The sequence below is a fragment of the Streptomyces sp. NWU339 genome (assembly GCF_003143855.1).
GTDB lineage: Bacteria > Actinomycetota > Actinomycetes > Streptomycetales > Streptomycetaceae > Streptomyces.
Genome location: NZ_QFRK01000072.1, coordinates 1 through 25,544 on the forward strand (window position 1 = coordinate 1; position 25,544 = coordinate 25,544).

19 protein-coding genes and 1 pseudogene are annotated in these 25,544 nt (G+C 71.9%); 10 read left to right on the forward strand and 10 right to left on the reverse strand.

Translation table 11 applies throughout. The features are described from left to right. Nucleotides 1-249, forward strand: a pseudogene (locus DIZ27_RS40070) (IS110 family transposase); the annotation flags it as partial. Nucleotides 250-306: 57 nt separating this feature from the next. After that, nucleotides 307-1,425, forward strand: coding sequence for a hypothetical protein (locus tag DIZ27_RS40075; RefSeq protein ID WP_109383274.1), 1,119 nt, complete (start codon nucleotides 307-309; stop codon nucleotides 1,423-1,425). A 105-nt stretch (nucleotides 1,426-1,530) separates the two neighbouring features. Here the strand turns inward: DIZ27_RS40075 and DIZ27_RS40080 are convergent, their stop codons facing one another. Beyond that, nucleotides 1,531-4,923 carry a S8 family serine peptidase gene (locus DIZ27_RS40080; protein WP_258308790.1) on the reverse strand — a complete coding sequence of 1,131 codons (3,393 nt, stop codon included), beginning with the start codon at nucleotides 4,921-4,923 and terminating at the stop codon, nucleotides 1,531-1,533. A gap of 361 nt (nucleotides 4,924-5,284) precedes the next feature. Between DIZ27_RS40080 and DIZ27_RS40085 the strand changes: the two genes are divergently transcribed. The 5 genes from DIZ27_RS40085 to DIZ27_RS40105 all read left to right on the forward strand — a co-directional run bounded on the left by DIZ27_RS40085 (nucleotide 5,285) and on the right by DIZ27_RS40105 (nucleotide 12,846). Beyond that, nucleotides 5,285-5,803, forward strand: coding sequence for a hypothetical protein (locus tag DIZ27_RS40085; RefSeq protein ID WP_109383275.1), 519 nt, complete (start codon nucleotides 5,285-5,287; stop codon nucleotides 5,801-5,803). Next, nucleotides 5,773-7,197 (forward strand): hypothetical protein, encoded by a 1,425-nt coding sequence (locus DIZ27_RS40090; protein WP_181383931.1) that lies wholly within the window; start codon nucleotides 5,773-5,775, stop codon nucleotides 7,195-7,197. The genes DIZ27_RS40085 and DIZ27_RS40090 overlap by 31 nt, the downstream gene beginning before the upstream one ends. Beyond that, entirely contained in the window at nucleotides 7,194-8,666 is a 1,473-nt protein-coding gene (locus DIZ27_RS40095; RefSeq protein ID WP_109383276.1) for a VWA domain-containing protein, read from the forward strand. Before DIZ27_RS40090 ends, DIZ27_RS40095 begins: the two co-directional genes overlap by 4 nt. Before the next feature lie 95 nt (nucleotides 8,667-8,761). Beyond that, nucleotides 8,762-9,883, forward strand: coding sequence for an AAA family ATPase (locus DIZ27_RS40100; protein ID WP_109383277.1), 1,122 nt, complete (start codon nucleotides 8,762-8,764; stop codon nucleotides 9,881-9,883). Continuing rightward, the gene (locus tag DIZ27_RS40105; protein WP_109383278.1) at nucleotides 9,880-12,846 is read left to right on the forward strand and encodes a DUF5682 family protein; all 2,967 of its coding nucleotides are present in this window, start codon (nucleotides 9,880-9,882) and stop codon (nucleotides 12,844-12,846) included. The genes DIZ27_RS40100 and DIZ27_RS40105 overlap by 4 nt, the downstream gene beginning before the upstream one ends. A gap of 85 nt (nucleotides 12,847-12,931) precedes the next feature. Here the strand turns inward: DIZ27_RS40105 and DIZ27_RS40110 are convergent, their stop codons facing one another. The 4 genes from DIZ27_RS40110 to DIZ27_RS40125 all read right to left on the reverse strand — a co-directional run bounded on the left by DIZ27_RS40110 (nucleotide 12,932) and on the right by DIZ27_RS40125 (nucleotide 17,281). Further along, nucleotides 12,932-13,615: an ABC transporter ATP-binding protein gene (locus DIZ27_RS40110; RefSeq protein WP_109383279.1), complete on the reverse strand. Its 684-nt coding sequence runs from the start codon at nucleotides 13,613-13,615 to the stop codon at nucleotides 12,932-12,934. Between the two features lie 63 nt (nucleotides 13,616-13,678). Continuing rightward, on the reverse strand, nucleotides 13,679-15,139 hold the full coding sequence (locus DIZ27_RS40115; protein ID WP_109383280.1) for an ABC transporter permease: 1,461 nt from the start codon (nucleotides 15,137-15,139) through the stop codon (nucleotides 13,679-13,681). Nucleotides 15,140-15,292: 153 nt separating this feature from the next. Beyond that, nucleotides 15,293-16,546, reverse strand: a complete 1,254-nt coding sequence (locus DIZ27_RS40120) for an Ig-like domain-containing protein (protein WP_109383290.1) — start codon at nucleotides 16,544-16,546, stop codon at nucleotides 15,293-15,295. Between the two features lie 339 nt (nucleotides 16,547-16,885). Further along, the gene (locus DIZ27_RS40125) at nucleotides 16,886-17,281 is read right to left on the reverse strand and encodes a hypothetical protein (protein ID WP_109383281.1); all 396 of its coding nucleotides are present in this window, start codon (nucleotides 17,279-17,281) and stop codon (nucleotides 16,886-16,888) included. A 108-nt stretch (nucleotides 17,282-17,389) separates the two neighbouring features. Between DIZ27_RS40125 and DIZ27_RS40130 the strand changes: the two genes are divergently transcribed. Further along, nucleotides 17,390-17,779: an LPXTG cell wall anchor domain-containing protein gene (locus tag DIZ27_RS40130; protein WP_181383932.1), complete on the forward strand. Its 390-nt coding sequence runs from the start codon at nucleotides 17,390-17,392 to the stop codon at nucleotides 17,777-17,779. Nucleotides 17,780-17,827: 48 nt separating this feature from the next. Here the strand turns inward: DIZ27_RS40130 and hutH are convergent, their stop codons facing one another. The 3 genes from hutH to DIZ27_RS40145 form a co-directional block, all read right to left on the reverse strand. Continuing rightward, nucleotides 17,828-19,453 (reverse strand): histidine ammonia-lyase, encoded by a 1,626-nt coding sequence (hutH, locus tag DIZ27_RS40135; RefSeq protein WP_375232061.1) that lies wholly within the window; start codon nucleotides 19,451-19,453, stop codon nucleotides 17,828-17,830. Between the two features lie 67 nt (nucleotides 19,454-19,520). Further along, nucleotides 19,521-20,666, reverse strand: a complete 1,146-nt coding sequence (locus DIZ27_RS40140; protein ID WP_109383284.1) for a GGDEF domain-containing protein — start codon at nucleotides 20,664-20,666, stop codon at nucleotides 19,521-19,523. A 141-nt stretch (nucleotides 20,667-20,807) separates the two neighbouring features. Next, nucleotides 20,808-21,608, reverse strand: coding sequence for an enoyl-CoA hydratase/isomerase family protein (locus DIZ27_RS40145; protein ID WP_109383285.1), 801 nt, complete (start codon nucleotides 21,606-21,608; stop codon nucleotides 20,808-20,810). Nucleotides 21,609-21,823: 215 nt separating this feature from the next. Here DIZ27_RS40145 and DIZ27_RS48585 point away from each other — a divergent pair, with 215 nt between their 5' ends. Next, nucleotides 21,824-22,540, forward strand: coding sequence for a hypothetical protein (locus DIZ27_RS48585; RefSeq protein WP_181383933.1), 717 nt, complete (start codon nucleotides 21,824-21,826; stop codon nucleotides 22,538-22,540). 45 nt (nucleotides 22,541-22,585) lie between these two features. On the opposite strand, the gene DIZ27_RS40155 is transcribed toward DIZ27_RS48585, so the two are convergent. Both DIZ27_RS40155 and DIZ27_RS40160 read right to left on the reverse strand, forming a co-directional pair. Next, nucleotides 22,586-23,776, reverse strand: a complete 1,191-nt coding sequence (locus tag DIZ27_RS40155; RefSeq protein WP_109383286.1) for an adenylate/guanylate cyclase domain-containing protein — start codon at nucleotides 23,774-23,776, stop codon at nucleotides 22,586-22,588. 191 nt (nucleotides 23,777-23,967) lie between these two features. Further along, nucleotides 23,968-24,864: a biotin--[acetyl-CoA-carboxylase] ligase gene (locus DIZ27_RS40160; RefSeq protein ID WP_109383287.1), complete on the reverse strand. Its 897-nt coding sequence runs from the start codon at nucleotides 24,862-24,864 to the stop codon at nucleotides 23,968-23,970. Between the two features lie 210 nt (nucleotides 24,865-25,074). On the opposite strand from DIZ27_RS40160, the gene DIZ27_RS40165 reads away from it, so the two are divergent. Next, nucleotides 25,075-25,544, forward strand: a 470-nt coding sequence (locus DIZ27_RS40165; protein ID WP_309074977.1) for a carboxyl transferase domain-containing protein, incomplete at its 3' end; no start/stop codon positions are given.

Genomic DNA, 25,544 nt, shown 5'->3' on the forward strand with positions numbered 1-25,544 from the left:
GTCAGCGGCAATCTTCACCGGCCGCTGGTCTATCACCGAAGACTTCAGCGCGTGTTCTACACCTCCGCGCTGGTCAGCGTCCGCTACGACCCGAACTCGCGGAAGTTCTACGACCGTAAACGCGCCGAGGGGAAGAAGCATGTCCAGGCCGTGCTCGCCCTTGCCCGCCGACGCGTCAACGTCATCTGGGCCCTGATCCGCGACCGACGGTGCTACGAAGTGGCGCCACCGGTGACTACGGCAGCTTGACAACAGCATTAGGAAGCAGGTTGGCCAATCGTCGGCGCGATCTGGTTCGCTGGTGACATGGAAATTCTCTTGGTCCTGCTCGGGCTGGTCATGATCGGCTTCGTGCTGGTGCCGTTCCTCAGGCGCACGCGCGGCGGGATCGCGCAGGTGTCGCCCGGCCATCCGGACGCGGCGGACCCTGCGGCCTACGGCTTCGCCCTCGAGGAGGAGCTGGACATCCGCATGCCCGGCCCCGACCAGGACCTTCTGGACGTCCTGGACCTGGTCCAGCGCACCCAGGACTATCGCGGGGCGCAGCAGCTGCTGGCCGGTACGGACGCGAGGAGCGAGCTGCGCTGGCAGCGCGTGCAGGCCTTCGCGGGCGCCGCCTCGCTGGAGCTCGCCGCGCGGCCCGGCGGGGCCGGTGAGTCGCCGGGCGGGCAGTGGCTGCGGGCGTGGCGCGCCGAGGCTCCCAAGGACGCGGGCGGCGCGGCGGTGCACGCCGAGTTCCTGGTGCAGCAGGCGTGGCGTACGGCGACTCGGGGGACGGACGAGTTCCGGATCATCATGGAGGAGGCGAAGGCGGCGTGCGGTCAGGCGGCGCTGCTGGCCCCCGGTGATCCGGTCCCGTACATCGTGGAGCTCTCGGTGGCCCGTGGACTGGCCTACGAGCAGAAGGACTTCGAGCAGGTCTGGCTGAAGATCCTGGACCGCGCGCCGGCCCACATGGGGGCGCACCTGGCCGCGCTGCACTACTGGTGCGAGAAGTGGCACGGCTCGCGGGAGCTGGCGAACTCGTTCGCGGAGGCCGCGGCGGCACGCGCACCGCAGGGTTCGCTGCTGGCCGCGATGCCGCTGTTCGCCGTGTTCGAGCATCTGCCGGAGGTGAACCTGGTCAGCGGTTTCTACCAGAGCCAGGTGGTGACCAGGGCGGTCCACGGCGCGCTGCACGCGGTGCACTCGGCCCGCCCCGACGACCCGATGTCGGCGCACGTCCGGCACCTTCTGGTGTTCTTCCTGGTCCGGGGTGAGCGCTGGGCGGAGGCCATGAACCAGCTGATACACATCGACGGCCACGTCGGCGCGCTGCCCTGGACCCTGTCCCCCGATCCCGCCGCGGAGTTCGCGGTCTACCGGGCCCTGGCGGTCGCGGGCTACGAGGCCAACGGCGGCAGCCCGGCCACGCTGCCGCACTGAGGCCGCAGATCCGCCGCCCGTGGCGTCCCGCATGCGGAGGGCCCGCCGGAAGCCGTGCTTCCGGCGGGCCCTCGCCCGGTGCTCAGCAGGGAGCCGACGGGCGGCTCACTTGCCGTGGTAGGCGTTGTGGATCGAGATCGTCGACTGGTTGCCCTTCTTGTCGGTGATCTTGGCGCGGAAGGAGATCGCCTTCCCCTTGGCGGGGTTCTTGACGGTGATCTTGCCCTTCTTGACGTCGGTCTTCTTCCAGGTCTTCCCGGAGTCGTAGGAGACGTACACCGCGAGCGACTTGAGGTTCTTGCCCTTGGCGGCGCCCTCGACGGTGACCGGGAAGGTGGCCTTCTTGCCCGCGGCGACCTTGCTGTCCAGTCCGGTGACCGCCTGGAAGCGGGCCGTGGAGGCGGGCAGTTGCTTCAGGTCGGAGGTCTTCTTGGAACGGAAGGTCCAGCTCGCGTCGATGCGGGTGGAGGCGGCGGCGACCTTGGCGCTGCGCTTGACCGAGGTCGTCAGCTTGTAGGCGGCGTCGCCGGAGGGAACCGTGAACTCCTCTTCCCCGAACAGCGGGTCGCCGTGGGAGCCGACCTTGGTGCCGTTGCGGTAGAGGCTGGTGGTGACCGAGGTGAACAGGGAGGAGCCGGGGTTGCCCTTGCCGTCGGCGAACAGCGGGAGGAACCCGTAGATGCTGTTGCCGTCCCGGAAGAGGCCGAACTGCGAGGTGACACGCGGCCCGAAGACGGCCGTGTGCACGGTCCGGGAGTACTCCTTGCCGCCCTTGAGGGCCAGTGAGTCGCCGACGGTGTAACCGGCCTCGGTGACCGGCCAGCCGTCCGCGTCGACACCGCCCTGCTGCTCGAACTCGAGGTCCCACTTCACCCCGCCCTTGGTGGACAGGTACAGGGTGCGGGTGCCGGGCAGGGTCTGCGGGATGCCGATGGAGGAGGCGGAGTAGCTTCCCGGCAGCCAGCCGATGGCGCCGACCGCGCCCTTCTTGCCGCTCGCCGCCGCGCCCAGGCCGACCTTCACCGTGGCCAGTTCGGACGCCTTGTAGGTGCGGGTGAAGCCGGTGGCGAGCTTCTTGACCTTGCCGCCGGTGACGGTGCTGTACTGCGTCTTGCTGCCCTTGCTCCAGTGGGCGTCCCACTGCTGGGTCAGCGAGCCGTCGGTGATCTGCGGGCCGAGGTGGGCGGAGCGGAAGTTGGCGTACGAATCCAGCCACCAGCCGAAGCCGAAGAGGGAGTCCTTCGTCTCCACGATGTAGTCGGCCGAGGCGAACTCCGGCTTGGCCGCCTTGTCCGGCACGGTGATCTTCACCGGCTTGGCCTTGCGGGCGTCCACCGTGACGGTGGTGTTCTTGGTGACGCTCAGCTTGGGCTGGGCGATCCAGTCGGCGCCCTTCCACTTCTCCGGGTCGGTGCCGACCAGGACGGCGGAGTCCAGGACGTAATCGCCCTTGGGCAGACGGGCGGTGACGGTGCCGTCGGCGTCGTAGGGCGAGTGGAACTTGTCGGCGCCCAGGCCGGAGACGCCGAGGAGGGCGGCGAAGTAGTTGCCGGTCGCCTTGCCGTCACGGCCGAGGAACTTCAGCGTCACGTCGTACGACTCGGCCTCCCGCTGCACCGCCGCGGCCGTGCGGACGGTCTGGCCGCCACCCGTGGCGACCACGTACGCCGAGTAGGCGCCGTCGACCGTGCCGCCGAGCCGGGTGTCGACGGTGAAGTCGACGGAGGCCTTGCCGCCCGCGGGGACCGTCACCGTGGTGGCGCCCAGGGTGAAGAAGCCGGCCGGGGTGGCCTTGCCCTTGGGGTTGGTGGCGGTGGACGTCAGCTTCAGGGTGACGTCCTCGGTGCCGAGGTTGCGGTAGGTCAGCTGCTTGGTGACCGGCTTGTCGTCGGTGTGCGGCCACTGCTGGACGCCGAAGCTCACCGAGGCCGGGTCGGCGATCACCGTCTGCTGGACGGCCTTGTCGACCTGGATCCGCCCGGAGCCCTGCTGGAACGCCGTGTACGCGCCGCCCTTCGTGGAGCCGGTGAGCGCGCCCTTCAGCTCCGTGTAGGTCCAGTCGGGGTGCTGCTGCTTCAGGAGCGCGGCCGCGCCCGCGACATGGGGGGTCGCCATCGACGTGCCCGAGATGGACATGTAGCCGGCCGGCTTCTCGCCGACCTCCTGGGCGATGAGGTTGCCCTTGGCCGAGGCGGCCGTGATGTCGACGCCGGGCGCGGTGACGTCCGGCTTGACGGCGCCGTCACCGACGCGGGGGCCGGTGGAGGAGAAGTCGGCGAGCTTGTCCTTGTCGTCCACGGCGCCGACCGTGAGGGCGGCGTCGGCGCTGCCCGGCGAACCGATCGACTCCGGGCCCTCGTTGCCCGCCGCGATGGCGAACAGGATGCCCTTCTCGGCGGAGAGCTTGTTGACCGCCGCTTCCATCGGGTCGATCTCGGCGGTGTCTCCGCCGCCCAGGCTCATGTTGACGACGTCGGCGCCCTGCGCGGCCGCCCACTCCATGCCGGCGAGGATGCCGGAGTCGTCACCGAAGCCGGAGTCGTCGAGGACCTTGCCGTTGAGGACCTTGGCACCGGGGGCGACGCCCTTGTACTTGCCTCCGCTCTTCGCGCCGGTACCGGCCGCGATCGCCGCGACGTGGGTGCCGTGGCCGACCTTGTCGCCCGTGCTCGACGAGCTGGTGAAGTTCTTGGACGCGGTCACCTGGCCCTTCAGGTCCGGGTGGGTCGCGTCGACACCGGTGTCCAGGACGGCGATCTTCACGCCCTTGCCGTCGTAGCCGGCGGCCCACGCCTTGGGGGTGCCGATCTGCGCGACGGACTTGTCCAGGGCGGCCTTGCGGACGCCGTCGAGCCAGACGTGGGCGATGCCGGACGCGGTCCGGTCGCCGTCGGTGACCGCCTTCCACAGGTCGGGCGTTTCCTCGTGCGGGGTCTGCACCGCGTCCGCGTTCAGGGCGGTGAGGGTCCGGCGGAGGGTGCCCGCGTCGCGGACGTCGGCCTTCGCGGCGGCGGCGCGGCCCTGGTACCCCACGATGACCTTCAGGCCCCGCTGCTGGGAGCGTCGGGTGGAGTCCTTGCCGAGTTCGGTGATGTCGAAGAGCCGCCGGTCGAGCTTGCCGCTCGCGACCAGCCGGGCGGCGTCCGCCGGCAGCACGTGGGTGTGGCCGCCCGACCTGTGGATCTGAACGGGTATGTGCTCCCGCCCCTTGGCCCGCTCCAGGCCGACCACGCGGCCCTTGGCATCCACGGCGACCCGGTCACCGGTGATGAGGGTGATGCGGTGCTTGGCCTTCGGCGAGGACGAGGCCTTCGCCTGCGCCGCGTTCGTGTGCGCCGGCCCGGACGCCCCGGCGGCCGTACCGGACGCGGTGCCCGCCGCCGTCCGTTCCCCGTTCGCCGACGCCGGGCCGGTCATGCCCGCCACGAGCGCCACGGCGGCTGCCGTGGCGACCGTGGCCGCGCCCGTCGCGCGCGCTCTCTTGAATTGTCTGCGCAAGGTTCCCCCTAGCGGAGTTGCCGGGCGAATTCCCCTTCACCCGGCCGGGGGTGGTCTCGTACGCGTGTGCGCACCCCCCGGGTCACGCAGTATGCCGAGTGGTGATGAAACGCCTCAAGGGGCCAAGGAGAAGAACACCGAGTCGACGGGTATCTGTGACACCACTGCCGGAACTCCGTTACCTGACCGACGGGTTGAGGCCGCCCGGACGTCCGCGCGGGCCGTGTGCCGAGCGGCGGCCACGTCCCGGTCGTCCCCCGGTCACGTCCCGGCCGCACTCCCTCCGGCCGCGTTGTCAGTGGTCGGGGCTAGCTTCGATCGTGTTGGCGCCGAAGTGGCGTGGACGTCCCCTTTCGCATGCATGGGAGATGGTGCGTTGTCCGTCTGGGAGAAGTCGAGCACGGCGCGGGTGGTGCCGCCCGCGAGGCCGCGGAAGCTGTCCAAGGTGCCGTTCGTCGAGCTGGCGGACGGGCGGCTGCAGGGAGTGGTGTCCAGCGGGTCGGACATCGGGCGCGTGTATGTGTCGTCCGTCGTCGCCGGAACCTACGCGTTCGCGTGCAGCACCAACAACAACCGCCCCTGCGGCGGCGCGCGCGGGTGGTTCTGCAACCACATCCGGGCACTGGTCGACGAGGCCGTGGTGCAGTACGGCGCCGAGCGCGTGGCCCGGTACCTGAAGGCCGAGGTGACGGACGGCGAGCTCGACGCGGACGCCATCACCACCGCCATGACGCGTACACGGCCCGCGCAGGGTGACAACTCGGCCGCGGCGCCCGTGTTCAGCCGGTTCCTGCGGCACCTGGCATACCTCGAGCTCGCCCCGAGCACCGCGCCGCTGCCCGAGATGCAGTGGTTCCCGACGACGAGGGCGGCGGCCTGATGCGCACCGATCTGCTGTTCGACGGCGTCGACGGTCTCGACGAGGCCCTCGCGGCCGTGGACGCCTTCGACGCGGCGCTCGTCGCCGGTCTGCTCCGGCCGCAGCCCGAACAGGCCGCTGGTGTGATGGAGTTGGCCGACGCCGTGGCCGGGACCCCGCTCGCCGCGCGGGTCGGCGAGGCAGCCGACAAGACGGCGGCCGGGGCCGGGGGCGAGGACCACTTCCTCGCACTGGCCGCCGCCCGCTGCGCGCTGCTCGGCTCCGTGCACGACGCGCTGACCGCTCGCGTGGCGGAGGCCGTCGGCCGCCCCCTCGCCGAGGAGGCCCCTGCGGCCGGGGCCGACGGCGCGGACCACGCGGCGAACCTGCTCGCCGCCGCCCGCGGTTGGCTGTGCGACCTCGCGCGGGCCGGCTGGCAGGGCATCGACCACGAGCTGGTCGCCGGTGCCGCACCCGTCGTCTCCGCGATGCTGCCCGACCCGGCGCTGCGTCGGCAGGCCACGCTGCTGGACGGATTCGCCGCCGAACTCGCCGCGTCCTGCCCGGGGGCCACCCTGGAGCGGATCCCGGTGCGCCGGTGGGCGGACCTGTGGTCACGGGCCCTGCTGCTGACCATGCCCAGAGCGACCGGCACCTCCGCGAGGGGTACGGCCACCGGCCGCCTGCTGCCGCTCGGGGTCGACGTACAGGAACACGCGACCGCCGTACAGGCCCAGGTCCACGCGGTGTTCGAGCCCGCCGACGGCTCCGTGCCCCGGCTGGTGCGGGCCGCCGCGTCCGCCCCGAAGCCCGACACCGTCGTCGGGGCGGGTCTGTGGCAGCTGCTGCGCCCGCACCTGTCCCTGCTGACCGCCGTGAGCGAGGGCCGCGTGATGGACCTCGACGCCATGCCCGTCACCGCCGAGGGCGACCTGCTCTGGGACGACGCGCACGCCCGCATGGGCGAGCCGGCCGACGCCTTCACCACCGCGCGCGTGGCCCTGCCCACGGCCGCCGCGGCGGCGACCGCGCCGCTGGACCGGCACCCGGCCCGGATCGCCGTTCCCGTCCTGCTGGAGGGATACGAGGCACACATGGACGACGACGGGACGGCGTTCGAGATCGCTGGGCACCGCCTGGCCGTCGACACCGACCGGGCACCCGCCGCCGGACCGCTCACCGCGGAAGCCGTCGCCGCGTCCGTCGCGTGCGTGGCGCTGCTCCGCTGGGACGCCGGGGAGTTCCACGTCCAGCCGCTGGCCGTGGAGAGGACCGTGCGGAAGAAGCCCGTCGCCGTCCACGCCGGCGCGTGGGCCGGGGGCACCACCGACAAGGCCGGTGTCCGCGCGGAGAAGGCCGCCACCGGCGCCGTCGACGCGCTCCGCGAACGAGCCGGAAGGCTGCTGCGGAAATGACCGAGCCCACCACCGCACCGGCCGCCGGCCCCGCCACCGCCCCGGCCGCCGTGCCCGACCCGCACGACAACCGGCGCCAGGTGCTGTACTGGCGGCTGCTGGCCCGGCTGTTCGACCCGGAGGAGCAGGCCTCGCTGGAGTCGGCGAGCCTGGCCGTGGTCGAGGACATCGGACTGCCGCCCGCACTGCTCGACCCGGGTGCCTCCGTCGACTCCGTGGTGCAGCGGCACCCGGAGCTGGCCGCCGAGTTCGACGGGCTGATGGCCCCCGAGCCGGAGGACGACGACGCCCGCGACCGGGCCGCCGAGGTGCGGCGCGCGGCCCTCGTCTCCAAGGTCCTGCTGAACGTCTTCTCCACCGGCTCCGGCGCCGTCACCGCCGAGCAGCTGGCCCGCTGGCAGTCCGACGCGGGCTGGCTGGAGCGGGCGCTCGGCTGCCGGCCCGGTGAGCTGCGGGGCGGACGCGGCGGCGCGAGCGGCACAGGCGGCGTGGGCGGCGGTGGCGGTGCGGGTGGCCAGGGCGTCAGCCCGACCGGCAGCGGCGGTGGCGGGCGCACACCCGACCTCAGCCGGCTGATCCCCGCCATCGGCCCGGAACTCGGCTCCATCGAGGCCGGTCTGGTCAAGCGGATGCGGCTGCGCGAGGTGCTGGCCGATCCGCAGCTGGCCGCGCGGCTGACGCCGAGCATGTCCCTGATCGAGCAGCTGCTGCGGGACAAGGACAACCTCTCCGGTGTGGCCCTGGCGAACGCCAAGTCGCTGATCCGCCGTTACGTCGACGAGGTCTCCCAGGTCCTGCGCACCCAGGTGGAGAAGGCCACGGTCGGTGAGATCGACCGGTCCGTCCCGCCCAAGCGGGTCTTCCGCAACCTCGACATCGACCGCACCATCTGGAAGAACCTCACCAACTGGAGCCCGGAGGAGGAGCGGCTCTACGTCGACCGCCTCTACTACCGGCACACCAGCCGCAAGACGACACCGCAGCGGCTGATCGTCGTCGTGGACCAGTCGGGCTCCATGGTCGACTCGATGGTCAACTGCACCATCCTGGCCTCCATATTCGCCGGGCTGCCGAAGGTGGACGTCCACCTGATCGCCTACGACACCCAGGCACTGGACCTCACGCCCTGGGCGCACGACCCGTTCGAGACCCTGCTGCGCACCAAGCTCGGCGGCGGCACCGACGGCACCGTCGCCATGGCGCTCGCCCAGCCGAAGATCGCCGAGCCGCGCAACACCGTCGTGGTGTGGATCTCCGACTTCTACGAATGGCGCACCGACGAGCTGTTCGAGAGCATGGCCGCCCTCCACCGCTCGGGTGCGAAGTTCATCCCGGTCGGTTCGGTGACCAGCGCCGGGCGCGGCAGCGTCAACCCGTGGTTCCGGGAGCGTTTCAAGGACCTCGGCACGCCGGTGATCTCCGGCCACATCAAGAAGCTCGTGCACGAGCTCAAGACGTTCCTCACCTGATTCCCCTGATTCCTCGGGTCCTCCCGACCCCACTGAATCCCCCCTGCTCTCCCCGAATCTCTTTCTCGAGCACCGAACGGAAAGGCCCTCCCCCGATGTCCGACCTGCTGCGCGCGCCTGCCGAGATCAAGTACGCCGAGGAACTGGACTGGCTGGAGTCGATCGACGACGGCGCCAAGCCGTTCTCCTGGCGGCTGTCCCCGAAGATGGTCCGGCTGTTCATCCTCGGCTCCGAGCGCTCCGACGGCCTGGACCGGGAGGTCTCCCAGAAGTGGTTCGGCGACCGGAGCTTCGTCGAGCGTTCCATCGTCACCCTCGCCTCCGACCGCGGTCTGCTCCTGATCGGCGACCCCGGCACCGGCAAGAGCTGGCTGGCCGAGCTGCTGTCCGCGGCGATCAGCCGCAACTCCACCCTCGTGGTGCAGGGCACGGCCGGCACCACCGAGGACCACATCAAGTACTCCTGGAACGTGTCCATGGTCATCGCCAAGGGCCAGTCCAGGGAGTCGATGATCCCGTCGCCGATCATGACCGCGATGGAGGCGGGTTCGATCGGCCGCTTCGAGGAACTGACCCGCTCCACCAGTGACGTCCAGGACGCGCTGATCTCCATACTCTCCGAGAAGTACATCTCGGTGCCCGAGCTGGAGAGCGGCGGCAGCGACAACATCGTCTTCGCCAAGCCGGGCTTCTCGATCATCGCCACCGCCAACAGCCGCGACCGCGGGGTCAACGACCTCTCCTCCGCGCTGAAGCGCCGCTTCAACTTCGTGCGCATCCCGGTCATGACGAACAAGAAGAGCGAGGCGGAGATCGTCCGCTTCCGCACCGAGGAGTTGCTGCGCCGCCACTCGATCGAACTGGAGGTGCCGCCGACCCTGCTCGACGTGCTGCTGCAGAGCTTCGCCGACCTGCGCGCCTCCGCCGCCGCGGCCGGGAGCGACGACGAGAAGCTGGAGTCCGCGCTGTCGACGGCCGAGCAGATCGGCGTGCTGGAGGACGCCGTACTGCACAGCAACTTCTTCGGTGAGCGCGCGCTGACCGCCCGTACCCTCGCCTCCTCCCTCGTCGGTTCCCTCGCCCGCCGGGAGCCGGAGGACCTGGCCATCCTCAACAAGTACCTGCACGGTGTGGTCGAGCCGCGCAGCAAGGAGCAGGGCGGCTCCTGGCCCGAGTTCCTGGAGGGCGGCCGGGACGCGATCGCCACGCTGTCATGAGCGCCACGCCCGAGAACCCCGCGAGCCCCGAGAATCCGGTCGCCGCGCGGGAGAGCACCTTCGCCGCGCTGCGCGACCAGCTCCACGAGGCCGCCGCCACGTTCGCCGGCGGGCCCGACGCCCTGGAGGACATCCTCCTGGGCATGGTCGACGACGTGGACCGCGCGGTGCGCGAGCCGCTGGAGATCTTCCCCGTCTGCCACCACTCGCCCGCCTCCGCCCTCGCGATGGCCCGCCGCCTGCGCGAGAAGCAGCCCAAGGTGGTGTACCTGGAGCTGTGCGAGGACATGGCGCCGCTCCTCACCGAGCTGCGCAACTGCCGGCTCCCGGTGGCCGTCCAGGCGTTCGCGAGCGAGGTGGAGGGTTTCCCGCCCGAGTGGGCGCCGCTGTCGGTGGTCGCGCCGATCACCGAGGCGTCCGCCGAGTACCAGGCGATCGCGTACGCGCTGGACACGCCGGGCGTCGAACTGGTCCTCGTCGACCGGTCCTCCGACCACGTCTTCCAGTGGGACAGCCGGGGGGAGCGCGCACCGGAGCCGGCCGAAGAAGGCACGGACGGCGCAGGCGGCGCGGACCACGAGACCGCGTTGCACGGCGAGGCCGTCGGTGTGGAGATCGGTGACCTGCGGCCGCGCTTCGCCGAGCTGGAGGAGCACCTGCTGCGGCACGGCAAGGTGCGGCACTGGTCGGAGTGGTGGCACCAGTACGTCGAGCTTCCGCTCGGCGACGGCGACCACGAGACCTACCGCCAGGTCATGCTCCTCATCGGCAGTCTGTTTCGGCGGCTCGCCCCCGGTGACGCGTCGCGGGTGCGGGTGGACGAGGACCGCGAGCGGTACATGTGGACCCGGATGCGCGAGCACCTGGCCGCGACCGGCACCGACCCCGAGGACTGCCTGTACGTCTGCGGCGCGTTCCACGCGGCCAGCAGGGTCGAGGAGTTCGGGGTGCACGGCACCGGCACGTTCGAGATCTCGCCGCGCTCGGCCACGACCTGGCAGTACGGGCTGATCCCGTCCAGTCACGCGGCGATCGAGGCGCAGTTCGGTCTCGCCGCCGGCTCGGTGTCCATCGCGGCGACCGAGTGGGCGAAGAGCCTCAGGCGCACCCGGGTCCGGCCGTACCGGCTGGAGGGGCAGGCCGGGACGAAGAAGTCCCGGGCGAAGCAGACCGCCGTACCGGCCGTGTCGGCCGTGGCGGCTGTGCCTGCCGCCACGGACAAGCTGTCGGGCTTCCTGCGCCGGCCACCGGTCCTGGACCCCCTGGACGAGGCCGAACTGCTCGGCTGGTCGGTGGACATCGTGCGCGCGGCGCGACGCAACGGCTATCTCGCCTCCACCGCCGACGCGATCGCGGTCTTCGAGACGTCGATCCTGCTCGCCGGGATGCGGGACCGGGCCAAGCCCACGCCGTACGACTTCCAGGACGCTGCGGTCACCTGCATCGAGAAGGACGCGGTGCCCGGGCGCCGGGACGTGCGGCGGCTCGTCGAGATCATGATGGGCGGCGACCGGATCGGCCAGGTCGGCTACGACTCGCTGCCGCCGCTGGCGCGCGACGTGCACGACCGGCTGGAGCCGCTGGGGCTGAAGCTCCAGCAGCGGGGCGTGCGGCGGGCCCTGCTGGACATGGCCTCCCGGCCTGAGCTGCGGGCCTGCTCCGACGTGCTGTGGATGCTGCGCCGGCTGCTGCCGCAGGGCGCGGCCCGGACCGTCATGGGCGAGCGCGGGCTCGGCGAGCGGTCGATCCAGGAGTCCTGGGACCTGGCGCTCGGCACCCATCAGCGGGCCCTGATCGAGCTGGGCTACGAGGGCGTCAGCATCGAGCAGGTCCTGGAGCAGCGGTTGCGCCGCGCCGCGTACGCGCCGCAGGCGACGGCGGCGACGGTCCTCGAAGCCGTCGAGGACGCGACGCTGTACCTGGGCGGCCGGCGCCTGGCCGACGAGCTGGGGACGCGCGCGCTGGAGGTACTGGCCTCCGAGCGCAGTGTCGACGGCGCGCCTGAGGTGCTGCGCCGGGTGCGCCGGCTGCTCGGGTACTACCGGACCAGCGAGCCGGTGCTGCCGCCGTGGATCGAGTCCTTCGTCAAGGCCGGTTACGCGCACTACTGCACGCTGCTGCCGACGGCGTTCACGGACGAGGACGCGACGGTGGGCCAGGTCGCGGCGATGCTGGGCTTCCTGTTCAGCATGGAGAGCCTGGCGCTGTCGCTGGGCTGCGACAGGGCGCAACTGGAGCTGGCGGTCGCTCAGTCCCATCCCGAGGACCCGTCGAAGACGGCTCTGCTGTGGGCGGCGCAGGTGCAGCTCGGCACCCTGTCCCGCGAGCAGTTGCGGGCGCGGTGCGACGAGCTGCTGGCCAACCCGTTGGTGGTGCCCGCGTATCCGCGCTACCTCAGCGGCTTCGTGCACGCGCTGGAGCCGGTGCCGGGCCTGGCGGACGTGGTCGTGGAGGCGGTGTCGAACGCGTTCGGCAGGCTGCCCGACGCGGTGCTGCTGCCGTGGCTGCCGACGCTGATCAGCACGCTGCGGTCGGGCGCGGCGGACCTCGCGCCGCTGCTGATCCGCGAGGCCGGGCGGATCTTCCCGGCCCGGCTGGCGGCGCTGGACGCATGGGTGCCGCCGTGGCGGGCCCCGGCTCCGGCTCCCGTCCGCCGCGCGGGGCGGGCGGCAGAGGAGATACGGCGTGGCGCCGCGCTGCCGGCCGCGTACCCGGCGGCGTTCGACGCGGTGGCGGAGCTGCTGGGCTGCGAGGACGGGTGGGCACCGGCCGCCGTCCCGGCCGCCCCGGCGGGCGTGGCGTTGCTGCCCGCGTACCCGGCGACCTGCGACGCGGTCGCGGAGCTGCTGGGCTGCGAGGACGGGTGGGCACCGGCCGGGCCGCCCCCGGCGGGCGGTGCCGCCCTTCTGTCCCGCCACCCGGAGTCGGCGACGGCCCTGGAGTCACTCCTCGCGAACGGCTGACGGGGCACCGGAGGAGCGACGCGCTCCCGGCCACCGGATCCGTTCCGGCCGGGAGCGCGTCGCCGTACGCCGTCCGCGTGCCCGGTCAGGCGGCCGGGTTCTCCTTCACCGTGATGCGGCCCTTGCGGATGGTCGCCACGCGCGGTGCCCGTTTCGCCAGGGACGAGTCGTGGGTGACCATGACGAAGGTGAGCCCCAGCTCCTTCCACATGCGGATCAGTACGTCCATGATCTCGTCGCGCATCGACTCGTCGAGGTTTCCGGTGGGTTCGTCGGCGAGCAGCACCTTCGGCTCCTTCACCAGCGCCCGCGCGATGGCCACCCGCTGCTGCTGGCCGCCGGACATCTCGGCGGGCAGGTGCCCGAGCCGTTCACCGAGTCCGACCGACGCCAGCGCCTCGGCGGCCTTCTCCCGCCGCTCCTTGGCCCTCACCCCGAGCGGTACGAGGGCGGTCTCGACGTTCTCCTGCGCGGTGAGGGTCGGGATCAGGTTGAAGGACTGGAAGACGAAGCCGATGTTCTCGCTGCGCACCCGGGTGAGCCGGGCCTCGGGCAGCGTGGCGAGGTCGGTGCCGTCGAGGACGACCTCGCCGGAGCTGGGCCGGTCGAGGCCGCCGAGCATCTGCAGCAGCGTGGACTTGCCGCCACCGGTGGGTCCCTGGATGACGAGCCGGTCGCCGTCGGGGATCGTCAGATCGACGCCGTCGAGGGCGTGCACGGTTTCCCTGCCGCGGGTGTAGCGCCGGGTGACGCCTCTGAGTTCGTACATGGGTATGGGTCAACTCCTGGAGTGCTTACGAGCGTGAGGGCCCGGGCCTGCGCCGGGCGGGCGCTATGCGACGCGGCGCAGCGCGTCCGCGGGCCGGAGGCGGGAGGCGCGCCAGCCGCCGAAGGCACCGGCGACGAGACCGCCGGCCACGGCGAGGCCGACCGCGAGGGCGATGGTGGTGAGGCCGACCGGCGCGGTGAGGGCGACATCGAGGGTCTTGGCGGCCGCCTGCCGTACGGGACCGGCCATGCCACCGCCGCCGGGACCGCCCCCGGGACCGCCCGCACCACCCCCTCCAGCGCCGAGCTGGGCCTGGAGGGTGGGGCTGATCGCGGTGACCGCGTACGCGCCCGCCAGCCCCAGCGCGATGCCGAGGGCACCGCCGACCAGGCCGTGCACGACGGCCTCGCCGACCACCTGCCGGGTCACCCGGCCCGACGTCCAGCCCAGCGCCTTCAGCGTGCCGAACTCCCGCACCCGGCGGGAGACCGCCGAGGAGGTGAGCAGCCCGGCGACGAGGAACGCGGTCGCCAGTACCGCGATCGACAGCCACTTGCCGACGCCGGTGGCGAGGGAGGAGGCGGTGGACAGCGAGCCGGAGACGGTGTCCGCGAGGTCGGCGGAGGTGGTGACCGTCGTCCCCGCGACGTTCTTCTGGATGCCCGACTTGACGGCGTCGAGCTGCTGGGAGTCGGTCGCCCTGACGTAGATCGTGGTGACCTTGTCCTCGGCGTCGGCGAGCTTCTGAGCCTGTTTCAGCGGGATGTAGAGGTTGGCGGCGGCGTCCCCGCTGTCGGCGGTGGCGATACCGATGATCTTGTACTTGGTGCCCTTGACCGTGACCGTGTCACCGGTCTCGAGCTTCTTCTCCTTGGCGTGGGCGGAGTCGACGACGGCCACCTTCGCGTCGGTCTCGCTCGCCTTGAAGGTACGGCCGCTGGTGATCCGGGAGGAGGTCAGCGGGCCGAGTTCCGGCTCGGTGACGTCGGTGCCGTAGACGGAGTAGCTGTTGACGTCGAAGTCGGCGCCGCCGCCCTGCACGCGCCCCTCGGGGGCCGGCTGGACTCCGCCCGGCCCTCCGTCCTGATCGCCCTGGCCGTCCTGCTGGAACCGGCCGCGGGTGAACTCGCCGCTGACCTTGACGACCTGGAGACTCAGACCGCCCACCGCGTCGGCGACACCGCTCTGTTCGCCGACCTTGCCCACGGTGGAGCTCGCCAGGGTCTGGAAGCCCTGCACCATGACGTGGTCGGTGCTCTGCTCCTCGCCGGAACCGTCCTCCTGGGCGTCGAAGCGGAAGCGCGGCCGTTCCGGGGCCGTCGAGGCCTCGGCGGCCTTGGTGACCGTCATGTCCGTGCCCAGTCCGTACAGCGACTGCAGGACCTTCTCCTGCGCCTTGCCCATGCCCGAGGACACGGAGTCGACCACGATGACCAGCGCGATGCCGAGTGCGAGACCGGAGGCGACGACGAGGGCCGCCTTTCTGCGGCGGCGCAGTTCGCGCCTCAGGTAGGTGAGAAACATGAGGGCAAACTAGGGACGGTCCCTGATGAAGTGTTGAGTCCGCGCTGAGAGCCGGATGAGAAGACCCCGTGAGAACGACGACGCCGCCGCCCGCCCCTTCGAAGGGGCGGGCGGCGGCGTTCAGGTGGAGTGCGCTGCGGCGAGCGGCCGGTGTCAGACCTCCGAACCTGCCTTCCACTGGGCCCAGTCCATGTTCCAGCCGTTGAGGCCGTTGTCCGGAGCGATGGTCTTGTCGCCGGTGTTCTTCACGATGACCACGTCACCGACGATGGAGTTGTCGTAGAACCAGGCGCCCGGCGTGTTCGGGTCGTTGGCGCCCTGGGTGTCGGCCAGGCCGATGCAGCCGTGGCTGGTGTTGGCGTTGCCGAAGATGGACTTGGCGCCCCAGTAGTTGCCGTGGAGGAAAGTGCCGGAGTTGCTCAGGCGCATGGCGTGCGGCACGTCCTTGATGTCGTACTCGCCCTTGCCGTCGTCGTCGGTGAAGCCGACGGTCGCGCCGTCCATCCGGGTCTCCTTGAACTTCTCGGAGATGACCATCTGGCCCTCCCACGTCTTGTTCTCGGGGGACCCGGCGGAGATCGGGATCGTCCGGACGGTCTTGCCGTCCTGCATGACCTTCATCTGCTTGGTCGCGGCGTCGACGACCGAGACCTGGTTGCGGCCGATCTTGAAGTTGACCGTCTTCTGCTGGACGCCGTAGACACCCTCGGCACCCTCGACGCCGTCGAGCGCCAGCTTCAGGGTGACGGTGGAGTTCTCCTGCCAGTAGTCCTCGGGACGGCAGTCCATCCGGTTGGCGTTGAACCAGTGACAGGCGACCTCCTGACCACTGGTGCTGGAGACGGTGATGCCCTTCTGGACCTCGGCCTTGTTGGTGATCGCCTTGTCGAAGTTGATCGACACCGGCATGCCGACGCCCACGGTCGAGCCGTCATCCGGGGTGAAGGTGCCGATGAAGCTGTTGTCCGGGGCGACCGTGGTGAACGACGCGTTCTCGTGGGCGACGCGGCCCTCGGAGTCCTCCGCGCTGACCGACAGCTTGTAGGTGGTGGCGCGCTCCAGCTGGCTGCTGGGCTTCCAGCTCTTCTTGTCGGCAGATATCTCACCCTCGACGGCGGTGCCGTCGGTGGCCGTCATCTCCACCTCGGTGAGGGTGCCCTTGGTCACGGCCACCGCGGCGGAGTTGTTGATGGAGGCGTTGTTCGAGCCGTCCTTCGGCGTGATCTTGATCTGGGCCTCGGAGGTCTTCTTGGCCGCCGCCTCGTCGACCTGGGCCTGCGACGCGCCCTTGCCGTCACCTCCACCGGAGGCGGTGTCGTCGCCGCCGGAGCATGCCGAGAGCACCATCACTCCACCGAGCAGAGCGGACGCAGCCATCAGACCCCTGCGCCGCTTACCGTCCGTCATCACACGCTTCTCCATCATCGCCGCTTCCCCGAACCCCGCGGTCCCCCGCGCCCGAAGCTGAGAGTCCCCGTCAATCATTTCAACGCTAAGACCGCTGGGTCCCGTTCCCTATGGGCCACGAATGTGGGGCTCACCACGTCCCTCGCGGCCGGGCGGGGGTTTCGGCCCGTGCGCCACCTGAGACGCCGTGGCCCCAGGCCGCGGTTGCCGCCCGAGGTCACGATTTCCCCCATGCCGCCCCATCCAGTCACGTCGACCCGGCGCGACTCACCTTTTCGGGTTGCCCCCTTGAGCCAACTCCCCCTATTTTCCTACTTCATCACCATTGCGCATTTAATACTAATTGTCCGTCTTGCCTTCATTTCCCGCATCGCCCTGCTCATCCTGTTCATCACTTTTGTCTGACGCGTCGTAAATCTCGTAGCCGTCCACCTCGTCGAGGTCCCACTCCGGCGAGTCCGGGTCGTAGTCGATCTGCTCGCTGCTCCACGAGGCCTGCTGGAGTTCCACCCCCGGTACGTCGCCGACCAGATTGAAGGGGTCGACGAGATACGCGAGGGCCTCGGCCGCGTCCTCGTTCACCGTGTTCCGGGCGGGCAGCCGTTCGGCATCCGTCATGTCGCCGTCGTCCGCGATCCTCGCCAGCGCGGCGCTGGTCACCGCGTCCTCGTCGTCGACCTGGAGGACGAGGTCGACGCGAAGCCTCACAAACCGTGACGTCTCTGGAGTGCTCATGCCCGGAGCGTACGGCTCCGAGGCCCGTGACTTTCCTGTGACCCGCGAATTTCACTAACATCACTCCACACGGCCAATTAGCCAGCGCCACAAGGGGATCGATATTCCGTGTCATCCGCTCTCCGTCCGTTGCTGACCGCCACCGCCGCGGGCACCCTGCTGTGCGCCCTGTGGTTCGTTCCGTCCGCCAACGCGACATCGGACATCCCGGCGGCAGGGACGCCCTCGGCAAGCCCGTCTCCGCAGGTCACGGAGCAGGCGAGGGTCGTGTCCAGCACCGCGTCCATATCGTCGGCGTCGTCGGCGTCGTCAGCGCCACCAGCACAGTCCGCGTCGTCAGGCGTTCCCGACACCGCCGGCGGGCAGGTCAGACTCGCCGACACCGGCAGCTTCAACAGCACGCCGTACATCCTCGGCGGCACCGCCTGCCTCACCCTCGGCGCGGGCTTCGTCGTCTACTCGGTGCGCCGGGAGCGCCTGGACTTCCAACTCCCGTGACCACCCCTTGAGATGAGCCCGCCTCCGGCGCCCCGCCCCGCGTGAACGTCATCGCAGCGGACCGGTGACCTCTTCCACCGCCGCCAGCAGTCGGCCGTCGCGCACGAACGCTTCCGCCGCGGCGAGGTCGGGCGCGAGATGACGGTCCGGGCCGGGGCCGCCCACGCCCGCCCTCCGCGCGGCCTCGATGGCGGCCCGGGTCGCGGGCGCCGGGCTCAGCCCCTCGCGCAGTTCGACGGCACGTGCGGCGGCGTACAGCTCCACGGCGATGACCCGGGTGAGATTGTCGACGGACGTCCGCAGCTTGCGCGCGGCCGACCAGCCCATGGAGACGTGGTCCTCCTGCATCGCGGAGGACGGGATCGAGTCCGCCGACGCCGGTACGGCGAGCCGCTTCAGCTCGCTCACCAGCGCGGCCTGCGTGTACTGAGCGATCATCAGACCCGAGTCGACACCGGCGTCGTCGGCGAGGAACGGCGGCAGTCCGTGGCTGCGGTTCTTGTCCAGCAGCCGGTCGGTGCGGCGCTCGGCGATGGAGCCGAGGTCGGCGACGGCGATGGCGAGGAAGTCCAGCACGTACGCCACCGGGGCGCCGTGGAAGTTGCCGTTGGACTCGACGCGTCCTCCCCCGGAGCCGAACGCCCCCGAGCCGGTGTCCGCGGGCAGCACCACCGGATTGTCGACGGCGGAGGCGAGTTCGCGCTCGGCGACCAGCCGGGCGTGGGCGATGGTGTCCCGTCCGGCGCCCGCGACCTGCGGGGCGCAGCGCACGGAGTAGGCGTCCTGGACCCGCGGGGCGTCGTCCTGGTGATGTCCCGTCATCCCCGAACCGGCGAGTACGGCCAGCATGTTGGCGGCGCTGGCGGCCTGGCCCGGGTGCGGGCGAAGGGCGTGCAGTTCGGGGGCGAGCACCTTGTCGGTGCCGAGCAGCGCCTCCAGGCTCAGGGCGGCCGTGACGTCGGCGGACCGGTACAGGACGTCGAGGTCGGCGAGGGCCATGACGAGCATGCCGAGCATGCCGTCGGTGCCGTTGAGGAGGGCGAGCCCTTCCTTCTCGCGCAGTTCGACGGGCCGGATCCCGTGCGCGGCGAGCAGTTCGCCGGCGGGGCGCAGGGTCCCGTCGGGCCCCTCGGCCTCCCCCTCGCCCATCAACGCGAGGGCGCAGTGGGACAGCGGGGCCAGGTCGCCGGAGCAGCCGAGGGAGCCGTACTCGTGCACGACCGGGGTGATCCCGGCGTTCAGCACGTCGGCCATGGTCTGCGCGACCTCGGGGCGTACGCCGGTGTGCCCGGAGCAGAGGGTCTTCAGCCGCAGGAACATCAGGGCGCGTACGACGTCCCGCTCGACGCGGGGGCCCATGCCGGCGGCGTGCGAGCGGACGATGTTGCGCTGCAGCCGGCCGCGCAGTTCCGGGCCGATGTGCCGGGTCGCCAGGGCACCGAAGCCGGTGCTCACCCCGTACACGGGGTCCGGCTTGGCGGCCAGGGCGTCCACGATCTCGCGGGACGCGGCGAGGGCGGCCAGCGCCTCGCCGGAGAGCTCGACGCGGGCACCGCCGCGCGCCACGGCGAGCACGTCGGACGCGGTCACTCCGGACGCCCGCCCGTCTCCCAGCACCACCCTCTCAAGACCGCGCCGCGCGCCTTCCCCGTTCACCACAGTGTGCATATCCATATTCAGGAGAGTACGCAGTGAATTCGATGATGTCATCACTGGAACCCGCGTTCACCCCTTACCTGTCCTAGGGCGAGTGCCGCCCCCGGAAACGGCGCCGCTCTCCGTCCGCGTCCCGCGCGGGTTCGTCCGCCAGCCGCACGACCGGGTCGCCCGGCCCCGCACGCCCGGCGACGACGGGGCGGGTGGCCCGCTCGGCCTTGGCGCGGTACTGCGCCGCGTCGGCCAGCCGGAAGAGCCGCCGGGCAGAGGACACCGGCCCGATGGGGTCGCCGGTGGAGGCCACCCCACAGGCCACACCGTCCCCGATCCCCGACTCCACGGCACGGCGGCACACTTCGTCGGCCGCCTTGACGACCTCGTCGGCGGGCGGCCCCACCGCCAGCAGACAGAACTCGTCCCCGCCGAGCCGCGCCGCCAGGGCCCCCGGCAGCATGGCCCCGCACAGGGACAGCACGGTCCCGAACCGCTCCAGCAGCCGGTCGCCGACGGCGTGCCCCTGCGTGTCGTTGACCCGCTTGAGCCCGTTGACATCGCACACGACGAGGCTGACGACCGCCCCGTCCCCGCGATGCCGCTCGATCGCCTCGTCGAGGCGCGCATCCACCGCCCGGCGGTTGGCGAGCCCGGTGAGCGCGTCCGTGTACGCCAGCCGCTGCGCCTCCTCCAGCCGCTCGGTCTGCGCGAGCCCGGCGGCGACGACGGCGGCCAGCACCGTCACGAAGTCGGCGTCACCGCGCCCGAAGACGGGCACCCCCACCGGCCGGGCCACATACAGCTCCCCCCACGCCCGCCCGTGCAGCACGATCGGGGCGACCACGCAGCAGCCGCGCCCGCGCCGCCGCAGGGCCGCGACCCGCTGGTGGCAGCCGGGGCCTCCCTCAGCCGGCCCCTCGGCGGTCTCCATCCAGGCGTCGGGCTCGCCGCCACCGGCCCACCGCTCGTGCAGGAACTCGGTGATCTCGGCGAACTGGTGCACGGGATACGCCTCGCCCTCCGGGAACTCCTCCTCGCCCTCGGCCAGCTCGCCGACGTTCACCAGGACCCGCAGCCGCCCCAGCTCCCGCTCCCACACGGACAGCGCGGCGAAACTCCCGCCGAGCGCCCGGCAGGCTCCGAGGGCAGCGGCCCGCCAGACCCCCTGCGAGCCCTGCGCGGCGGCCATGCCCTGCGCCAGTGCCACCACGGCCGCCAGCCGGCTGTCCTCACCCATCCCTCCAGGCTAGGGACGTTCCGTACGAATCGGGAGATTTAAGGAGCGAATGAGGAGCCGTCGAGGCAGGTCACCGCAGGTGGGCGGGGCTCCGCCCACCACTGCCCGCCCGCTGTCGGCCCGTCATCGCCCTGCCGCCCGTCACCGCCCCGGCCAGTTCGGCTTGCGCTTCTCGTTGAAGGCGGCGACGCCCTCCGCGCGGTCACCCGAGAACGCCACCGACCGCCAGGCGGCGTCCTCCACCTCGAGCCCCGCGGGCAGATCCAGCCCTTGCCCGAGACGCAGTGCCCGCTTGGCGGCCCGCAGGCCCACCGGCGAGTTCGCGGCGATCCGGGCGGCCATGGCCAGCGCTTCCTCCCGGTCCCGCCCCGCCTCCACCAGCTCGTCGACGAGGCCCAGTTCACGGGCCTCGGCGGCCTCCACCCGACGCGCCGTGAAGATCAGCTCGGCGGCCCGGGCCGCCCCCACCCGCCTGGGCAGCAACTGCGTACCACCGCCGCCCGGAATCACCCCGACGGACACCTCGGGCAGCCCCAGCACGGCCGTGCGGTCGGCCACGATCACATCGCAGGACAGGGCCAGCTCGAAACCGCCCCCCAGCGCGAACCCGTGCACCGCCGCCACGGTCGGCACCGGCAGCTCCAGCACACCGGTGTAGGCCCCGCGCGCCACCGGCCGCTGACGGACCAGGTCGGCGTCACTGAAGGAATTGCGCTCCTTCAGGTCGGCCCCGACGCAGAAGGCCCGCTCGTGCGACGAGGTCAGCACCACCACCCGCACCTCCGGGTCTCTCCCCAACTCCGCGCAGGCTCTGGCGACGGATCGGGCCATCTCGGTCGAGACCGCGTTCATGGCCTTGGGCCGGTCGAGGACGAGCTCCGCGACATGCCCCTGCTCATGCCGCCGCACCAGCACGAACTCCCCGAACCGTTCCTCACTCATGACACCCTCCGGTTAACGCGGGTTAACATCCGTCGTCCCCGATCATCGCAGCCGGAACCCACCCGGCAAAAGGGCGTACGTCCAGTTCCCCCATCACCCCCCGTCCACCCGTTCGAGTGATATCCCGCCCACTTCGGCCCGGCCCCGGGCCGGAACGCATAACGTGCGCTGCACCGCGGCGCGTTGGGGGCGCGTACGCAGGGGGAGGAATCGCCATGACGACGAACACGCCGACCAGGCCACAGCCCACCGCACCGGACGCGGCCGACCGGGCACCGGCGCACACCGGATTCGCCCTCTTCAGCGCGCGCATCCGGGGCCGCCACCGCAAACCGCGTCCCCGGAAGCTGCTGCTGGCCGTCGGCGGTCTGGCCCTGGCGGTCGGCGCCCTGAGCCTCGTCCGCATGGCGTCCGACCCCGGCCCCGGGGACATCGGAGCCGAGGCCGGCCCCCGCCCGGTCCCGGACAGCGCGAGTTCCGCGAGCCCCGGCCCTGACGGTGCCGACGGTTCTGACGGCACCGCCGGCACCACCACCGCGAGTCCGGCATCCCCCGCCCCGAAGGCGGGTCCCTCCTCGCCCACCGTCCTGGGTGGCCAGAGCGGCGCGCCGCTCACACCGTCCGCTCCGGGCGAAGCCACCGCACCGACCGCCACGACACCGGCCCTCACCACTCCGACCCCGGCTGCCCCGAACGCACCGAGCACTCCGAACACCCCCGGTGCGCCGCCCCCCGTGGGCGCCGCACCGGACGGGCCCCCACCGGGCCCTCCGGACCGCACACCGTCTCAGCCGAAGCCGAAGCCGCCACCGGACCGACAGACACCACCGCCCCCGCCGTCGGACCGGCCGGGCGAAACGGACGACGGTCCCCTCCTCTGCGTACCGATCATCGGCCTGTGCGTCGGCGGCGACCTGGCTCTCAGCGGCTGAACAGACCGGACGGACAGGACCAGCCGGGGCGGCCGAGTGGAACTGTCAGTGATCGTCCCGGCGGGTGAGCAGCCAGGGTTCCACCACGCCCAGACCACGCACCGGCCGCTGGTACATCGGCTGCAGCGCGAAGCGGTACGTCGGCGGCTCCTCGCCCTCCTTCTCCGCCGACACCGCCGCCTCGGCGGCGGCCGCCTCGGAGGCGGGGGCGTCTCCGGTGCGGATCAGCTCCTCGGCGAACGCGGTGTCGACGAGCACGCCGTCCCGAGGAGCTATCGAGGTGAGCCGGGAGGCCAGATTCACCGTCGTACCGAAGACATCGCCCATCCGGGTGGTGACGGTGCCGAAGGCCATGCCGACCCGCAACTCCGGCATCGTCTCGTCGTTCGCCATGGTCTCGATCAGCCGCATGGCGATCTCCGCGGCCGTCCCCGCGTCGTCGGCGACGTAGAGCACCTCGTCGCCGAGGGTCTTGATGAGCCGCCCGCCGCGCGCGGCCACCAGGTCGGCGGCGGTCGTCTCGAAGGCCTCGACGAGCTCGCCGAGCTCCTCCTCCTCCATCCGCCGGGTGAGCCGGGTGAACCCGACGAGGTCCGCGAACGCGACGGCGAGCCGCCGGTCCACCATCTCCTCGTCGTCGGCCGCCTGGAGCACCCGCCCGGCCGAGGCGGCGAGCTGCCGTCGCCAGACGTAGACCAGGAACTCCTCCAGCTCGGGCAGGAGCAGCTCGATGATGGGGTACGTGACCTCGGTGCGCGTCATGCCCAGCTCGGGCGGCTCGGTCAGGCCCTCCAGGAAGGAGTCGATCTGCCACTCGGCCAGGCGCGCGGTGGTCTGTCCCGTGGACCGCGCCACCTGCACGGCCATCGCCTCGCTCAGCAGGCCCGCCTCCACCAGACCGGCCAGCCGGCGCAGCGCCAGTACGTCCGCCTCCGTGAGCACCCTGGCCTGCCCGACGTCGGCGAACCCCATGGCCCGCCAGAACCGCGTGGCCAGCTCCACCGTGACGCTGGCACTGCGCGCCGCCTGGAAGGGGGTGTAACGGCGTTCGGCGCCCAGGATGAGCTGTTCGAGACGCAGAGCGAGCGGGTCCTCGCCGTTGTCGGCGGGACGGGAGTCGTCCCCCCGCCGGCTCCTCCGCTCAGGGGGGTCCGCCCGATCGGGGGGATTCGAGGGCGGGGGAGGCTCCGCGCGGCCCTGCGCTTCCGTACCGGAACCCGAGTCGTCGACGGTCACGCGTTGCTGCCCTTCCGATCTGCCACGGCCATGGATCGACCGGCCTCAACTCTACGGCAGGTGTGCGCCAGCTCACTCCGCTCGGTCGGCCCGACAGGTGGCACGACCGGCGCATCCGGGATCGGGGTACCCGCCGTGGGCACCCGCATCCACACCCGCGTACGCCCACCGCGCCCCCGCCCCGGGCCCCCTCACCCGCCCTCGACGGGACGCACGTGCACGATGTCCCCCGCCCCCACCGGTTCCTGCACCCCGGCCTCCGTCGCCAGCACCAGCCGCCCGTCCCCGTCGACCGCGACCGCCTCGCCCACCAGGACCCTGTCCCCCGGCAGCTCGGCCCGCACCGTCCGCCCGAGCGTCGCGCATCCCGCGGCGTACGTCTCCTGCAAGCCGCTCACCGCCGGATCGCCGCCCGCGGCCCGCCAGCGCCCGTACCAGTCCTCCAACGACCGCAGCACCCCGCGCAGCAGCGGGTCCCGGTCGGTGTTCACCGCGCCCGCCAGTGCCAGCGACCCGGCGGTGGGCACCGGCAGCTCGTCGGCGCGCAGGCTGACGTTGATGCCGACGCCGATCACCACCCCGTCACCGGCCCGCTCCGCGAGGATGCCCGCGGCCTTGCGCTCCTTGCCGCCGACGGTGACGAGCAGGTCGTTGGGCCACTTCAGGGCGGTGTCGACGCCCGCCGTCCGGGACAGTCCGGTCGCCACCGCGACGCCGGTGAGCAGCGGCAGCCAGCCCCAGCGGGCCACGGGCACCTCGGTGGGCCGGAGCAGTACGGAGAAGGAGAGTCCGGAGCGGGCCGGGGCCGTCCAGTGCCGGTCCAGGCGGCCCCGCGCGGCGGTCTGCTCCTCGGCGACGAGTACGGTCCCCTCCTCCGCCTTCCCCTCGGCGGCACGGGCCACCAGGTCGGAGTTGGTGGACCCGGTGCGCTGCACCACGTCGACCTGCCGCCACAGCCCACCGGCGCGCACCAGCCCTCTGCGCAGACCGGCGGCGTTCAGCGGGGGGCGGTCGAGGTCGGACCAGCGTTCCGACCGCTCCGGCCGCTGCCCGCCGGGCGTACCTTCGTCATCAGGTGACTGAGTCATGCGGGCAACCCTAGGTTCGGCAGCCTCCCTCCCGCAGCGCGGGCGGCCCCGTCGTCCGCCGGCATGCGACCGCTGTCGCGGAATCGCGTTCTCCGGTCTGTGAAGGGGCACGGGGTGTGGGATAGACCGCACTGCCGACCCCGAAGGCCCGCATTACTCTACGGATGAGTAACCGTCCCCCCTTATGAGCAGGCAGGGAGCCGCATCCCGATGTCCGAGCCGGAAGAGCAGCAGCCTGACATTCGTACGACCGCGGGCAAGCTCGCGGACCTGCAGCGGCGCATCCACCAGGCGACGCACGCCGGCTCGCAGCGCGCCGTGGAAAAACAGCACGCCAAGGGCAAGCTGACCGCCCGGGAACGGATCGCCCTGCTGCTGGACGAGGACTCCTTCGTCGAGCTGGACGAGTTCGCCCGGCACCGCTCCACCAGCTTCGGCCTGGAGGAAAACCGCCCCTACGGCGACGGCGTGGTCACCGGCTACGGCACCGTCGACGGCCGCCCGGTCGCGGTCTTCTCCCAGGACTTCACCGTCTTCGGCGGCGCGCTGGGCGAGGTCTACGGACAGAAGATCGTCAAGGTGATGGACCTCGCGCTGAAGACCGGCTGCCCCGTCATCGGCATCAACGACTCCGGCGGCGCCCGCATCCAGGAGGGGGTGGCCTCGCTGGGCGCCTACGG

Coding starts and splice junctions, on each gene's coding strand:
- hutH (WP_375232061.1), bottom strand. CDS start 19,453: ATGGATATGCACACTGTGGTGAACGGGGAAGGCGCGCGGCGCGGTCTT.
- DIZ27_RS40100 (WP_109383277.1), top strand. CDS start 8,762: ATGTCCGACCTGCTGCGCGCGCCTGCCGAGATCAAGTACGCCGAGGAA.
- DIZ27_RS40115 (WP_109383280.1), bottom strand. CDS start 15,139: ATGTTTCTCACCTACCTGAGGCGCGAACTGCGCCGCCGCAGAAAGGCG.
- DIZ27_RS40140 (WP_109383284.1), bottom strand. CDS start 20,666: ATGGGTGAGGACAGCCGGCTGGCGGCCGTGGTGGCACTGGCGCAGGGC.
- DIZ27_RS40120 (WP_109383290.1), bottom strand. CDS start 16,546: ATGACGGACGGTAAGCGGCGCAGGGGTCTGATGGCTGCGTCCGCTCTG.
- DIZ27_RS40095 (WP_109383276.1), top strand. CDS start 7,194: ATGACCGAGCCCACCACCGCACCGGCCGCCGGCCCCGCCACCGCCCCG.
- DIZ27_RS40145 (WP_109383285.1), bottom strand. CDS start 21,608: ATGAGTGAGGAACGGTTCGGGGAGTTCGTGCTGGTGCGGCGGCATGAG.
- DIZ27_RS40085 (WP_109383275.1), top strand. CDS start 5,285: ATGGGAGATGGTGCGTTGTCCGTCTGGGAGAAGTCGAGCACGGCGCGG.
- DIZ27_RS40110 (WP_109383279.1), bottom strand. CDS start 13,615: ATGTACGAACTCAGAGGCGTCACCCGGCGCTACACCCGCGGCAGGGAA.
- DIZ27_RS48585 (WP_181383933.1), top strand. CDS start 21,824: ATGACGACGAACACGCCGACCAGGCCACAGCCCACCGCACCGGACGCG.
- DIZ27_RS40160 (WP_109383287.1), bottom strand. CDS start 24,864: ATGACTCAGTCACCTGATGACGAAGGTACGCCCGGCGGGCAGCGGCCG.
- DIZ27_RS40075 (WP_109383274.1), top strand. CDS start 307: ATGGAAATTCTCTTGGTCCTGCTCGGGCTGGTCATGATCGGCTTCGTG.
- DIZ27_RS40125 (WP_109383281.1), bottom strand. CDS start 17,281: ATGAGCACTCCAGAGACGTCACGGTTTGTGAGGCTTCGCGTCGACCTC.
- DIZ27_RS40105 (WP_109383278.1), top strand. CDS start 9,880: ATGAGCGCCACGCCCGAGAACCCCGCGAGCCCCGAGAATCCGGTCGCC.